The 13,786-nt window shown below is 36.1% G+C and carries 10 protein-coding genes and 3 pseudogenes; 2 read left to right on the top strand and 11 right to left on the bottom strand.

The annotated features are described in order from the left end of the window. Positions 1 to 40: 40 nt before the first annotated feature. The 7 genes and pseudogenes from AC01GB_RS00140 to AC01GB_RS00170 form a co-directional block, all read right to left on the bottom strand. Complete coding sequence (locus AC01GB_RS00140) at positions 41 to 190, bottom strand: hypothetical protein (protein WP_474449693.1); 150 nt, start codon at positions 188 to 190, stop codon at positions 41 to 43. Positions 191 to 1,043: 853 nt separating this feature from the next. After that, on the bottom strand, positions 1,044 to 1,709 hold the full coding sequence (gene artM, locus AC01GB_RS00145) for an arginine ABC transporter permease ArtM (RefSeq protein ID WP_474449695.1): 666 nt from the start codon (positions 1,707 to 1,709) through the stop codon (positions 1,044 to 1,046). Beyond that, on the bottom strand, positions 1,706 to 2,446 hold the full coding sequence (artQ, locus tag AC01GB_RS00150; RefSeq protein WP_474449707.1) for an arginine ABC transporter permease ArtQ: 741 nt from the start codon (positions 2,444 to 2,446) through the stop codon (positions 1,706 to 1,708). The genes artM and artQ overlap by 4 nt, the downstream gene beginning before the upstream one ends. Positions 2,447 to 2,458: 12 nt before the next feature. Then, positions 2,459 to 3,202 carry an arginine ABC transporter substrate-binding protein gene (gene artJ / locus AC01GB_RS00155; RefSeq protein ID WP_474449696.1) on the bottom strand — a complete coding sequence of 248 codons (744 nt, stop codon included), beginning with the start codon at positions 3,200 to 3,202 and terminating at the stop codon, positions 2,459 to 2,461. A 10-nt stretch (positions 3,203 to 3,212) separates the two neighbouring features. Next, positions 3,213 to 3,950: an arginine ABC transporter ATP-binding protein ArtP gene (gene artP / locus AC01GB_RS00160; RefSeq protein WP_474449697.1), complete on the bottom strand. Its 738-nt coding sequence runs from the start codon at positions 3,948 to 3,950 to the stop codon at positions 3,213 to 3,215. A gap of 136 nt (positions 3,951 to 4,086) precedes the next feature. Continuing rightward, positions 4,087 to 5,483: pseudogene (locus tag AC01GB_RS00165) on the bottom strand (DUF2867 domain-containing protein). A 52-nt stretch (positions 5,484 to 5,535) separates the two neighbouring features. After that, positions 5,536 to 6,433 (bottom strand): annotated as a pseudogene (locus tag AC01GB_RS00170) (LysO family transporter). A 200-nt stretch (positions 6,434 to 6,633) separates the two neighbouring features. Here AC01GB_RS00170 and AC01GB_RS00175 point away from each other — a divergent pair. Together AC01GB_RS00175 and AC01GB_RS00180 are read left to right on the top strand one after the other, a co-directional pair. Further along, positions 6,634 to 8,295: pseudogene (locus tag AC01GB_RS00175) on the top strand (DUF2813 domain-containing protein). A gap of 23 nt (positions 8,296 to 8,318) precedes the next feature. After that, positions 8,319 to 8,897: an efflux RND transporter periplasmic adaptor subunit gene (locus tag AC01GB_RS00180; RefSeq protein WP_474449698.1), complete on the top strand. Its 579-nt coding sequence runs from the start codon at positions 8,319 to 8,321 to the stop codon at positions 8,895 to 8,897. Positions 8,898 to 9,897: 1,000 nt separating this feature from the next. Here AC01GB_RS00180 and AC01GB_RS00185 read toward each other — a convergent pair. The 4 genes from AC01GB_RS00185 to AC01GB_RS00200 form a co-directional block, all read right to left on the bottom strand. Then, a complete protein-coding gene (locus AC01GB_RS00185; RefSeq protein ID WP_474449700.1) occupies positions 9,898 to 10,416 on the bottom strand; it encodes an excisionase in 519 nt (172 codons plus the stop codon). A gap of 223 nt (positions 10,417 to 10,639) precedes the next feature. Further along, positions 10,640 to 10,882 carry a hypothetical protein gene (locus tag AC01GB_RS00190; RefSeq protein ID WP_474449701.1) on the bottom strand — a complete coding sequence of 81 codons (243 nt, stop codon included), beginning with the start codon at positions 10,880 to 10,882 and terminating at the stop codon, positions 10,640 to 10,642. A gap of 27 nt (positions 10,883 to 10,909) precedes the next feature. Beyond that, entirely contained in the window at positions 10,910 to 11,665 is a 756-nt protein-coding gene (locus AC01GB_RS00195; protein WP_474449702.1) for an antA/AntB antirepressor family protein, read from the bottom strand. Between the two features lie 396 nt (positions 11,666 to 12,061). Then, positions 12,062 to 13,585 (bottom strand): T6SS phospholipase effector Tle1-like catalytic domain-containing protein, encoded by a 1,524-nt coding sequence (locus AC01GB_RS00200; protein ID WP_474449704.1) that lies wholly within the window; start codon positions 13,583 to 13,585, stop codon positions 12,062 to 12,064. Between the last annotated feature and the right edge of the window lie 201 nt (positions 13,586 to 13,786).

Below are 13,786 nucleotides of genomic sequence, written 5' to 3' on the forward strand. Positions count from 1 at the left end.
TTTTTTATTCATTACGCCCCTACTTGCTCAGGGGCATATTTCAATGACTCGGACTAAACCGGGATTTCTTCCGTTCTTCAAGCACCGCGCCCACCTCTTTTGCTTTTTTCTCAGCCTCAAAAAAGCCAAGCACTATTTCACCGTCTGGAAATCGCCAAGCGTCGCCTGTGCCGTTTGCTAGCCTTGCCATCCAAACATCGGTATTCTTTTCTGGAATTAACCGCTTTTTGGTCGCTTAGATTTCCATTAAGCATTATTCACCGCAAAAAAAACAGTCCAATCCAACGGGCATCATATTAGCAGCGTTGGAGGAAGTTGTTAACTATTAGTTGTTGGTTGAGTGTAAGTGGTTTTTTAAAATTAGAACTCACTATAAGCCGTAAGTAATTGATTTATAGTGAGTGAAATCGCTTGTTTTTACGTGTAAATGCGTATATTAAATGAGCTATATATTTTTAAGTAATTGATATTTAAGCTTTATGTTTTTATTTGTTAGCTTATTTGGTATAAGCTGCAAGTAAAAATGGATGTTTTTTAGCGTTTGGTGGTGGCAGTGTTACTCTAAGTGAATTAGAAGAAGCGACTGGCAAAGGTATTGAAACAAAAATTTTTCCTGAGTTTTTACCAGATCCAATTAATTTAGACGGTAAATTAGCGCAAGGAAAAACAATGGCTGAAATATGTCCAATACAAACAAAATATACAAAAGAGATATAGTATAAGAATAATCTCTCCAGCTGATTTACATAAACGAATAAGGCAATATATTTAGCCCGCCATTTATTCTTAATAGCTAGGGTAGTTTGCTATCTTACAAAATGGAGTGATTATTTTAATTGTAAAAACTCTCAGTCTCTTGATGGTTATATTACATTAAACAAAAAAACTTTTATCAAGTGGTGTTCAGTGTTATTGATATCTTACATATTATAGATTTTAGACGTTAAAGATTAGCACACATTGAACACATCAAGTCTTTGCGTAATTAGTTAAAAAATTACCATAAATATAGTTTTCTTTATTAGAAGGCTAGATTTATTTGGTTAAATTTTTTCAAAAGATAAAGTGTATTGTTCAAGCCAACGCATTAATAAAGTTAAAATGCCATTCACGCATAAATAGATAATTTCCGCTGCAATAAAAACATCGATATTATAAGTTTGGCCAAAAATTTGTTGGCTATATCCCATAATTTCTAATAGCGTTATGGTACTTGCTAGTGAAGTGCTTTTAAAGATAAGGATCACCTCATTAGAATAGGATGAAAGTGCACGTTTAAGCGCGTAAGGCAAAATAATTCTTAGGGTTTGGTAATTTGACATACCTAACGCCTGACAAGATTGCCAGTTAGCTTTAGGAATTGCTTTTACTGCACCATGAAATAATAAGGTGGAATAGGCAGCGCTATTAAGCGCTAACGCTAACAGGGCACAAACCCATGGAGTAGAAATCAATGCCCATAATGCAGAGTACTCTTTTAGTGCGGGAAATTGACCGGGTCCATAGTAAATTAAAAAAAATTGAACCAGCAAAGGAGTGCCGGTAAATAGCGTAATATAGCCTTGAATAATAACCGAAAAAATCGCTGTTTTTAACGATAAAATAATAGTCAAAAATAGTGCTAACAAAAAGGCAATTAGTAACGCGCATAATGTTAATGATAAACTGGTTGGTAAGCCTGGCAGCAATGACATGATTAAATCGATCATTTTGCGACTCCCCGTTCAAACTGAGTTGTGCGTAATTCAATGCGTCGTAAAATAAATTGACTTACCAGGCTGATAACCAGGTAGATTAATGCCACAATTAAGTACCAAGTAAAAGGTTCATGAGTACGATTGACAATCGTTTTGGTTTGCAACATCAAGTCATTTACGCTAATCAGTGAAACCAATGCAGTATCTTTTAGCAATACCAGCCATTGATTGCCTAAGCCAGGTAATGCATGACGCCACATTTGGGGCATAATAAGCCGTAGGAAAGCAATATTTCGATTGAGACCCAATGCATGAGCTGATTCCCATTGGCCGGATGGTATCGCTTTTAGGGCGCCTCTTAAGGTTTGCGATGCATAGGCGGCATAGAGTAGAGCAAGAGCAACAACACCACAGAAAAAAGGGATAAAATCGAATTCACTATTTTGTGGGAAGAACCAGTCAGGATCGACTTGCCAGGTTGTTTGCCAGAAAATGAAATTAATATTAATGCCGTCACCTAACAACATAATAAATTGTAATGTGCCATAGTAAACGAACAGCACAACTAATAATTCAGGTAATCCGCGAATTAAAGTCACCCAGCAAGAACCAAGCAAGGCTACAGGCCGCCAGCGAGCAGATTCCCAAGCAGTAAATAACAGGGCTAATAATAGCCCTAGTATCAAAGCGATACCAGCAAGAGTAATCGTCAAACCGGCGGCATTTATTAGAAACAACAGATTATTCATCACGATAATCGACTATTTTTGCAACCATTTTTGATAGATAGCATCATAGGTGCCATCTTGTTTTAATTGTGCCATCGCTTTATTTAATTTATCTAGCAGCGCTTTGTTTCCTTTGCGTACCGCAATACCCAGACCCACACCAAAATAATTTGCATCTGTTATTGTTTCGCCCACGGCGGCAAGGTTTTCGTTACCTTTTGTTTTTAACCATTCCGTTGTAACAGAGGTATCTCCAAACACAGCATCTATACGGCCATTTTGTAAATCGAGGATAGCAGTTTGGTAATTATCATACGGGATAGCTTGCATCTCTTTATGCTGTTGGATGATATATTTTTGATGGGTGGTTCCATTTTGCACGCCAATTTTTTTACCTTTTAATAATGATATTTTATTAATTTTATTTTTTTCTGCGATAAATGTTGCTGAGTTATTATAATAACTATCAGTAAAATCAACTTGTTTTTGCCGCTCTGGGGTAATATCAATTCCAGCCATCAAAGCATCAAATCGACGCATTTTCAAATTGGGGATTATGCTATCAAAAGATTGATGAGTAAATGTACAGTTGGCATTGAGTTTTTTACATATGGCATTGGCCAGATCAATATCAAAACCGACAATGTTATTATTGGCATCAATTGATTCGAATGGGGCATATGTTGCTTCAGTTGCAAAGCGTATCGTCTCTTTTGGTGAGGATAGCACTGATATGGATAGGCTGCATAAGATAATAGCTAACAGTGATTTCTTCATTAGTTTATTCTCAATGAGATGAATGGGATAGATAATTTTCCAAGCCTTGAGTTTGTGGTCTAGTGAAACAATCAATATCGCCTTGCTCCACAATTACCCCTTTTTCCATATAAACTATCTTGCTCGCTGTTTTACGGGCAAAATCAATTTCATGAGTCACTATCAGTTGGGTGATGCCCATTTTTGATAATTCTTGTATAATATTAACTAATTGGCTTGTAATTTCAGGATCGAGAGCGGCTGTTGGTTCATCAAATAACAGTATTTCAGGCTCCATCATTAATGCTCTGGCAATTGCCACTCGCTGTTGCTGACCTCCAGAAAGATGCAATGGGAAACAATTAGCAGATTCGGTTAACCGTAAACGGTGCAATAAATTTGCTGCTTTTTCTTTAGCTGCTGCCTTAGTTAAACCTAATACTAAACAAGGCGCTTCAATCAGATTTTCTATTACGGTCAAATGTGGCCATAAGTTATATTGTTGAAATACCATCCCCACTTTTTGTCTTAACGCTCTGATTTCATTTTTTTTTGTTTGGAGTGAAAAATCAAAATGGTACCCAGCGATGTTCAGTTGGCCTGAACGGGGCATCTCTAGTAAATTGAAGACACGTAATAATGAGCTTTTGCCAGCACCGCTTGGGCCAAGTAATACCATCGTTTCACCCGTTTCACATGTCAAATTGATATTGTGTAGGGCTTGCTCTTCACCATAAAAGCAATTGATTTGTTTTAATTGAATGCTCATGCTAAAAATATGAATAAATAAATAAGTTAAACAATGATAATCTTAATGAAATAGTTATGCAATATGTAATTTCTACAAATAGACTAATATTGATATTTTATAAGGAATTTTGGCTTTATTAAGCTAATTTTTATTGTTATTTATATATTATTAATGCAGTTTTATTGGTTTTTTTAGCCATGCCCTTAAATATAAAACGATGAATTGGGCTCATGATTAGCCAATACATTAGTCCTGAAAAACCGGCAGCATACCACCATGCTCTGACATCTAACGTTCGATATTTGCCATAATCCTTGATGGTAAAAGTTAAACGTCCTAGTCCCGGTGCTTTCATACCAAATAATAGGGTTAATTGATGTCCGGGTTTGATATTAATCACTTTCCAGCTATCGATCATGTCGCCTAAATATAATTCCTCACGTATAGGGCGGCCATATTTTACTTTGTTGAGCATTAAATCATCAATTAAGGCGCGTAATTGCCATAAAATATTGGCGTAGAAATATCCTCTTTTGCCACCAATTTGTTGCACGATTTGCCAAATAGTCCGGCTAGTAGCGCGGGTTGTTAGTGTAAAACCGGCATCTTTCGGATAATAACTATATTTGTCACACCATTTTGTTTTTAGAATTGGATCTAAGCCCCAATCCGCTTTATTAATGGCATTAGGCGAGTTAATAAACGCTGGTTTGATTGCTTCATCAACGCTAAGCAATTTTTGCGGAATAAGCTGTTTTAACGCTTGATCATTAGCTGGCAGATTGTGCTGTAGCCCTTGAATTAAACTTTTGGTAATAGAGGGAGAGACTGACGTTATTAGGCTAATGAATTGAATGAAAATTAATCTAATTGGGATAGGTAGCGGGATAAGTGGTCGATACTTACCGCTTATCTGCATAAAGCGCTTGAAGAGTGTTTGATAATCAATATATTTCGGCCCACCAGCATCAAGTATACGATGCTCATTAGTTGGATGGGCTGTCAATTGCGTCAGATAGTAAAGCATGTTTTCTAAAGCAATATGGCAAGATTTTGACCTTACCCAACGTGGGGGAGTGAGAATGAATAAGTTGTAAGTCATATCCCGAATTATTTCATAAGGCGCGGAGCCCGCACCAATAATAATTGGTGCCGAATTTCTCCGGTCAGTTTACGTGCCATCAGATGTTGTGAATGACAGCAATGGTTTTGTAGTGCGCTTAAATAGATAACTTGTTTTACTTGAGAGTGCTTGAGTACATTTTTAACATTAAGAGCAGCCAGGCATTCTTGTTCAATAAGATTATTATTAGCTGCCATACTGTGCACAAGAAAGTAAACGATATCAATATTTGTCATAATATCGTTTAAGGTTTTGGCTGCGAGTAGATCAACATAACAACATTGATTATTTGGCTAATTTTGTGCTCTAGCCCAATCAAGTTGACGTGTTGCTGCGGTGATCATATGTCCTTGTTTGATTAACGCTGGGATCAGATTTTGACCAATATAACCGTTAGCACCAAGTACTAAAATCCGTTTTTTACCCATATTTGGTTACCTATTTAGCACCAGCGTGGTTGGCAGAAAATTTAGTTGTCTATTAGGTGAAGAAGGCAATCAGTAATGGCGTCAATAGACTTAGTACAAAACCGTGGACAATGGCAGCAGGTACAATAGACGCCCCCGCTACATTGTAATATGGGGAGCGTAAAATCCATCGATGTTGAGCCACAAATCCCCAATGCAGTAGAACGAAATTGATTGATAATAATTGGAATAAGCATAATAGCCGCTAATTCACGTATTAGATCGTTAAAGAAAGCGGTACTACCAATGACTGGCCCGTAAGCGTCGGTAAGCAGTATACCGGTTAGCGAATACCAACCGTATCCGGCTGCAATCGCTAAACCTACTTTAGTAGGTAGTCCTAATAAAAATGCCGCCAAAATACCACCAAGTAGCGCGCTGGTGGCAACAATTACCGCAATCGTTGCGCCTCTGAAATTGATTAAAATTTGCCGAAGATACATCCCACTATTACGAAGATGGCAACCCACCAATAATAATAAACAGATAAGGGTAATTTCAGTACCATGTTTGGCATAGGATAAAAATGGGCACTTTGTTAATCCTAACAGGAAACCTAGTATTAACACGCCACACAGTGGTAGTGAACTTAAAATCATTTTTAATCGAGAGAGTGGTTTATTGGTTTCCCGTTTCGCAATTTTCCATGGAAAAAGTTTATCCAATAATAATAAAGCAATCAGGTTAGCGGCAAAGGTGCAGCAAAAGAAGACCATGGTATAGATAAAAATGGCAGTAAGATGAGTACTAATATTATCCAATAACGTCAAAGTGATGCCCATTAAAAATAAAATAATGTAAACCATCACACCTAATAGGCGATGAGTAAGCGCTAAAATCTTCTTATTCTTGAAGCGAAATAGATAACCTAGTGTTAACGGTAAAAGAATGATAAGTAGTCCTGAATACATAGTCCATCCTTAGTACAATTAAGGCTTTTATGGCGATGATTTTGTGGAAATAATGTGAAAAAGATAGGCAAAATAATGATAAATATTTTATAACAGACTCAAACTAGGCGCAATATCATAGAATAATATTTAAACGTAATTCATTTGCTCACAGGATAATCCAGTAACTATTGCTGATAGGCATAAAAAGAGGTTAACCAATGTATTTGCAACAAGTCGAGATTTCTGGTTTTCGCGGCATCAATCGGCTTTCATTGACCTTAGATCATAATACTGTGTTAATTGGTGAAAATACCTGGGGTAAGTCAAGTTTGTTAGATGCGCTGACTATTTTATTATCACCTAAGCAGCCGTTATATCAATTTAGCCAACATGATTTCCATTACTTGGTAGATACAGATGAACAAGTCAATAATCTACAAATTATTTTAGTTTTTTGTGAAAACCAGTCAAATAGTCACAACGCTAGTCGATTTAAGTCCTTGTCTGCATTATGGATTGAAGGCAATGATAAATATACACGTGTTTATTATCGTGTGAGTGCTGAACGACAAAATAATATTGTAGCTACCGAAAGATGTTTTTTAGATAAGGACGGCAATAAGCTGGCTTTAAATGATAATAGCAAATATATCCAGCAGATTATTCGACTATATCCCGTACTACGTCTAAGAGATGCCCGCTTTTTACGCCCTACAACGGCTGAATCTTATGATGCTGACTATAAAAAACCCTCTGTTAAATTTGCCAGCCAATTAAAACAATTGACCCAGGCATTAATAAAAGCATCACCAAAATTGTCTTATGAAGAGATTGAAGATGGCTTTGTGGCAATCCAACAGTTGCTCGGTTATTATTTTGCCGAACAAAATATGCGCTTATTTAATCGACCACATCAGTCAAATATTGCCTATCACTCACCTAATAGAAGAGGCTGGCGGGTGCTGGAGGATATCAATCGCATAGTCGGTAAACCGGAACAGCATTCTATTCGGTTAATTATTTGGCAACTTTTTTCATCATTTTTACAATTACAGGGCGATTTTCAACTAAATAGCGATGCTCGGCCTATTCTGATTATCGAAGATCCAAAAACTCGTTTACATCCTATTATGCTTTCGGTTGCTTGGCGACTATTAAATCTTTTTTCATTGCAGCGTATTAATTCAACTAATTCAGGCGAATTGCTTTCACAAGTTCCATTGGAAAATATATGCCGCTTAGTACGTAATTCAAATCGAGTGGTTGCTTATCGGTTAAAGGCGAATAAATTATCACTGGAGGATATGCGTCGTCTTTGATTTCACATACGTATTAATCGCCCATCAGCACTATTTGCACGCTGCTGGTTATTGGTTGAAGGTGAGACCTAAATCTGGTTGATGAATGAATTAGCACGCCAATGTAATTATCATTTTGAGTCAGAAGGTGTTAAAGTCATTGAGTTTGCGCAATGCGGTCTTAAACCATTATTAAAGTTTGCTAATAGTATGGGGATTGAGTGGCATACTTTGGTTGATGGCGATAATGCAGGAAAACAGTATGCTGATTCAGCAATTGCTTATGCTGAAAGAATCAATGATACTCCTCGAGATAGACTAACTATATTACCTGAGTCAGATATGGAGCATTTCCTTTACCGTGAAGGTTTCAGCGATATTTATCATCAGATTGCCGCTATTCCTGATAATGGTAAAATATTACCGCGTCGTGTCATTATTAAAGCAATTCATCGAACTTCTAAACCTGATTTAGCAATTGAAGTCGCCAATAGAGCGGCAGAAAAAGGCGTTAATTCAATTCCTTCGTTGCTGCGCCATATGTTTTCACGTGTTGCATGGCTAGCCAGAGGGCAATCTTAGTAAACAGGTAAGCAATAAAAATATTGTGGCATTTTTCTGCTGGTTTTAGTCGAGGCAGTAGTGGCTCTTATACGGTTTTTAACCTATTCCATATTAAAAAAAGTATTTTTAGTATGAAATTTCTTCCCAATCAAAAAAAGCGTTTATTAATTTTTCTGATGTTGATATTAATTATTATCATCACCGCTGTGATGTTTTATATAATTCATTTCCCCCAAAAAATAAATTATCAAACTGTCGCTGTTATCAGAGGAAATATCGAAAAACATGTACTTGCCACGGGTAAGCTGGACGCGTTGAGTAAGGTAGATGTTGGCGCCCAGGTTAGTGGCCAGTTACAGACCCTTTATGTAAATGAGGGGGATATGGTAAAAAAAGGGGATTTGTTAGCGGTAATCGATCCGCAAAAGGCGCAAAATGTTGTTAAAGAATCAGAGGAGACGCTGCGTGAACATCAAGCTAATTTGGCCTTAGCGCGGGCTGAATTGAAGTTAGCAGAAATGACTTATCAGCGCTATGTCGATTTGGTAAAGCATCAGGCTATTTCTCGGCAGGAGTTTGATCGAGTTAAAACTGATGTGAGGTTAAAAAAGCGCGGGTAAAAATTTATATTGCCTAAATTAATCGTAATCAAGCCTCGTTAAATACAGCTAAAACTAATTTGAAATATACCCATCTTACTGCGCCATTAAGTGGGATTGTCACTAACATTAAAACGTTGTAGGGACAAACGGTAATCGTTTCTCAAGAAGCGCCAACTATATATCATGCTTTTAGTTGCCACAATAATTTATTATTTAAAATCAATATAATAAAACAATATCATCACTATAATTCACCATTCATTCACTAAAAATCAAAGCTCAATCCAACTATTGTTTCTATCATCTTGATATTTAGCTGTCATTGCGGCCGACTTATGATCCAAGCAACTTTACGAACAAATCCGCTACCCATTTTTTCAGTGTAGAGTCTGGCAGATAAACTTCTAATTTCATGAAAAGTGGGTGGCTCACCTATTCCATAACAATTTAGTTATGATTTCTTACCTTGGCAAATCCTTTTGATATTTTTTCTCCTGAAACCTTATTTATCAGAATCATTGATAATATATTCTGAATTAGTTTTTGTTAATTTTTAATAGTAGTCTGACAGCTTTAATACCGTATTAGTTTCAACTTTTAAAGAAATATTGCTATTTTAGCCCCAGTTTTTTGTTGAACTAATCCATAACTTATCATCATGAATATCTTGCCATTTCATTTTTGAGATATCAGATACCCGCTGACCGGTAACTAAAGCAAATTTCATAGCGATGCGTTAACCAATGATTATCGTCATTGATTAAAGTTTAAAATAGCATTAAAATCGTCTGAGGGATAATCTTGCTCTTTGAATTTTAATTTTTGGAGTTTTTGTTAGCTACAGCAGGGTTTAATTGCACTAAACCGCATTGCTAATGCCTCTTTAAAATAATCAATTAATGATGCTGCTCAATAATTTTGCTGTTGCTGTTTTTCCTTCATTGAATAAATAGGATGTAGAAAATCCGCAATATTTTTTGTTGTTATGTTTTGAATAGGCGTATCTAGAAATCCTTTTCTAATTACGCCTATTCTTTGCTTGATAATCTTTTAATGTTTTTTCTCTTAATCCTCTTGTTTTCAATATTTCTTCATATCTATCTAAAAATTCATGAAAATAGACAGTTCCTTGTCCATCAATCCTTTCTGTCAAAGGCTTTACCTTGTCTGTATTGAGCAATAACTGATTCGCACTGATAGCCTCGTTAATTGCATAGGCTTTGTTTCTACCCAAACCGTATTCTTTCCGTGTACGCGGGTCTCTATAGGAATAATACCCGTTTCTTTTGTACAGGTTAGGGGCAAATCCCGATTTTTTATTTTTCTGGTTCTGGTCATGACCTATCCTTCGTAATAACAAACTCTGATGGCTAATTTCGTTAAGACTGTTGACTTTGACGGCGTATTCTTCGACAAGGTATTCTCTACCGTCCTTGATGGGTGGGGGCTGAATTAGTCCATTTCTTGCCCAAATTCTGACGGTATCCATTCGGCGTGGCCTGTCCCTTCGAGCGTTCCATTCCGCTAAAGTAATCATGTTTATTTATCCTCATTCAAAAACTCACACTATTCTCAGGCGCTTCATTGCCCCACAGAAAACCAATAACGAAGAGCGAAAAGTTTATCTTCGTGCTTTGTTAGGTCAGGGCATATGATTTGTGGGGAAGAGTATTAGGATTTATTTGCTGCGCCGTTTGATGCTTTGTTTTGGTATTGCCAGGGTGGGTCTGGGAGTATCAGGTCATACTTCACTTCATCTCCTAAACATACCAGCTTTTACTTTTATGCAAGTCGTCTATTTTTTCTAATACAGTGATTTTCTTGCCGCCATTTCCGGTTAATGTTTTACTTTCTCCATCGGTATCAAATTGATATATCAACCTCTTGTTTGTTAATTTTTTCTCCTTCAATCTAATTATTTTCATCATCTCACCATGATAAATAACCTGTATACCAGCTTTTACATGATGTAACGTTGTTTTGTATTCATGGATGTTATTCATACAGTTTTTCCGGTTATTGAATAATTTTTAGTGAAGACTTTTACTGTTAGCAAATAACGATTTCAGATTGATACCGTATATATGTAGCCATGATTCAGCAGGCCATGACTTAACCTGACCATAGCGAATATCCGGTACTTCGGTCGCTTCCACCTGGTTCTCACGACACCATCTACGAAGTGGAGCAAACTTATATTCTTTCCCTGTGGCATTCTTTACGGCTGTGATGGTGGCATGTTGAACACTTTCTCCTAGTCGTTCGGTAAGTTCTCTATTTTTACGCGTAGCCACACTAAGTTTGCCCATTGCAGAAGCTTCACGAGTGCGACTGATTTGTGATTTTGTCCGAAGTGCTTCATCTCTTTGGTCAGTAATAACCGATTTTTCCTTTTCAGAGATAACCAGGGCTTCTAATGCTTCGATGTAATTACCCGGTAATGACGGCTGTAAAATCCGTCTTTCGCATTCAATAAAATACTGTCTTGCCTGTTTCCCTTTTTTGTTACGTTCAACCATCGAAAGTTCTTTCGCCATATCGAAGGAAATATGGTAGTCTCTCATCGGACGTTGGCGAGATTTTGCACTCCCCGATTTTGGGGAGCTCAAATTTTCTACAATTATGTAGTCCTGATTTTCAACAAATCCATATTGGTTAATACGGTCTTTTATCCATGTGGTAAAATCTTTCCCGACTTCAAGGAACGCATGTAAATTACGAGCATTAACCGCCTGGATTAATTCGCCGTTGATGTTTTTTGTTTCGATGTTGATTAAATTTTGCATACAGAAGTTCCTCAATGTTAATTGATGAATGAGTATTGATGTTATTAAGTGGAATTGGTCAGTTATTCAGAGAGTTTTTTAATTAGCTCATCTTTTATGGATAATCATATAACCTGCTCGATGGCCAATTTCGAATAGGGTATCGAGTGATGCAACATATTAGTTGTCATGAATAAGGAGTGCCCCATTAAGGAGTAGGGTGAGCATAACCTTGTTCGTTGTTCCGATTACAGCGATAGAATTGCTCAGTTGAGCTTCAATGCGGTTGAATTCAGTAATGTAGGCTTCTTTGAAGGCAGCAGTTTTTGCCTGTGAAGCCTACCACTACTAGTTATTATTCACACTCGTTCGCTTGTTGCTGCTTCCATTTTAGTAGCAAGGATTTCCTGAAACCCGCTATTCTACAAGAGTCTTACCGTAAGAATCAAATTCTGTTCGAATGTTATCATCTGTAGGACGGTTACTTAGTAAAAGATTCAGTGTTATTGTATCTAAAAAACTGTGTTGTGAGGCTATATATTTTGAAGGGTTTTCATCCCAAAAATGAGAAGAATGAATATATTTATTCCCTAATTCCGCGGTAATGTTGTCAATTAAACTTTCCACAGTTTCTCCTTTAAACATTTTATCGACTTGTAATTTTGCATTTTCATTAAGTTTTTTTAAATTGTCTGGAATTCTCTCTATACTTGAATATTCAGTATCTTCTAAGGATGAAAAAGCAAGACCAATTTTGTTTGCATAATACCGCATTGTCTGAAATGCAATGACATTTATTCCTGTGCGAATATTATAACGTTTTATAAATATGGCATTACCATATAGAACAAAAGGACCACTCATTTTTTTTTGCCAACTTTTGATTTCAATAGCGCATAGAGAGAGAATTTTCCCCCAATGAGGATGTTTCATTAGTTCATCAAATTTTTCCTTTGTTTTTTTAAATGAATCAGTGTCTTCATTTTTTATACTTTCATGAACTTCACTATATAAAGGTTGAGACAGAAAAAAATGTTCATCCGTTTTGTCACGGTAGCTACCTCCTATATCAGCATGAACACCAGGAAATTTAAGTTCATGATTATAGTTTGGAGATGTTCCGTTAAGGGAAAAATTATAGCGTATTTCATGTCCAGCGGTGATATGGAATATGTAATTGGCTATGTCCTTGTTAAGGGTGATATCGATACTACCTGTTTTAGAATCATGTACATTAAAGCTACCTTGAGATAAAGCTAAAACGGCCGCAACACTATCAAAAATGCCAAGCATTTCAATAGATCCTGTAGGTTTTTGAGATATGCTTGTATAATGTTTGGAAATTTCTTTAAATAAATGAATAATATCTTTGTTTTTTTTCTTTATCATATTTGAAAAGTGGCGTGCTGTTGTAGCTCCTCGACTAAATCCAAAAATATAGAATTCAATATCATCAAATACTAACGAAGGATATTTTTTAAAATAGCTTTTTAATTCTTCCCTTATTTGTTTGATAGCATCATTAACTTTGTTAAGACATCCAGTTTTATGGAGAAAGAAAAATGGACTCCATGCTAAAGCTATGGTCACGTAATCGTCATCATGTCCTTTTCTTGTTCCAACACCTTCGACATAAACTTTTATTTGATGAGTATCTGCATTAACACTTCCCGTTTTGTAGCTTTGATAAAGATACCAAATATTAGTGTAATCGCTATCATTACTGCTTCTTTCAGTACTTGAATAGGTTCTCGGTAACTTGAACTCTTCATTTAATTGCTTTAAAAATGAATCATTAGTAATTTGATCATCAGTTTCATATTCGTTTAGTTTATTTGTACTTTTAGTAAAATATTTTTCGGATTCAGGAATGTCTTTTTTAGTATTGTATGCATTATTTCCTGTACCATCAAAAAATACACCTATTTTTAATTTTTTCATGAGATACCTTTATTTTTAAAGTAAAATTATTTTGGAAAATGAAATAGTAGCTCCCTATGCTAGCCATATTTTTCAGATAAAATAAATAGTGTGATGAATAATTTTTTTTAAATCTAAGCAGATCAATTAGATAATTAACTAAAAAATTGCGGTATTAATTATAAAGTGTTCCCTATAGCTCAATACCTAAAAATTCGGGTG

The sequence above is a fragment of the Candidatus Arsenophonus phytopathogenicus genome (assembly GCF_056113345.1).

Coding starts and splice junctions, on each gene's coding strand:
- AC01GB_RS00190 (WP_474449701.1), bottom strand. CDS start 10,882: ATGAATAACATCCATGAATACAAAACAACGTTACATCATGTAAAAGCT.
- artJ (WP_474449696.1), bottom strand. CDS start 3,202: ATGAAGAAATCACTGTTAGCTATTATCTTATGCAGCCTATCCATATCA.
- artM (WP_474449695.1), bottom strand. CDS start 1,709: ATGATCGATTTAATCATGTCATTGCTGCCAGGCTTACCAACCAGTTTA.
- AC01GB_RS00185 (WP_474449700.1), bottom strand. CDS start 10,416: ATGATTACTTTAGCGGAATGGAACGCTCGAAGGGACAGGCCACGCCGA.
- AC01GB_RS00195 (WP_474449702.1), bottom strand. CDS start 11,665: ATGCAAAATTTAATCAACATCGAAACAAAAAACATCAACGGCGAATTA.
- artP (WP_474449697.1), bottom strand. CDS start 3,950: ATGAGCATTCAATTAAAACAAATCAATTGCTTTTATGGTGAAGAGCAA.
- artQ (WP_474449707.1), bottom strand. CDS start 2,446: ATGAATAATCTGTTGTTTCTAATAAATGCCGCCGGTTTGACGATTACT.
- AC01GB_RS00140 (WP_474449693.1), bottom strand. CDS start 190: ATGGCAAGGCTAGCAAACGGCACAGGCGACGCTTGGCGATTTCCAGAC.
- AC01GB_RS00200 (WP_474449704.1), bottom strand. CDS start 13,585: ATGAAAAAATTAAAAATAGGTGTATTTTTTGATGGTACAGGAAATAAT.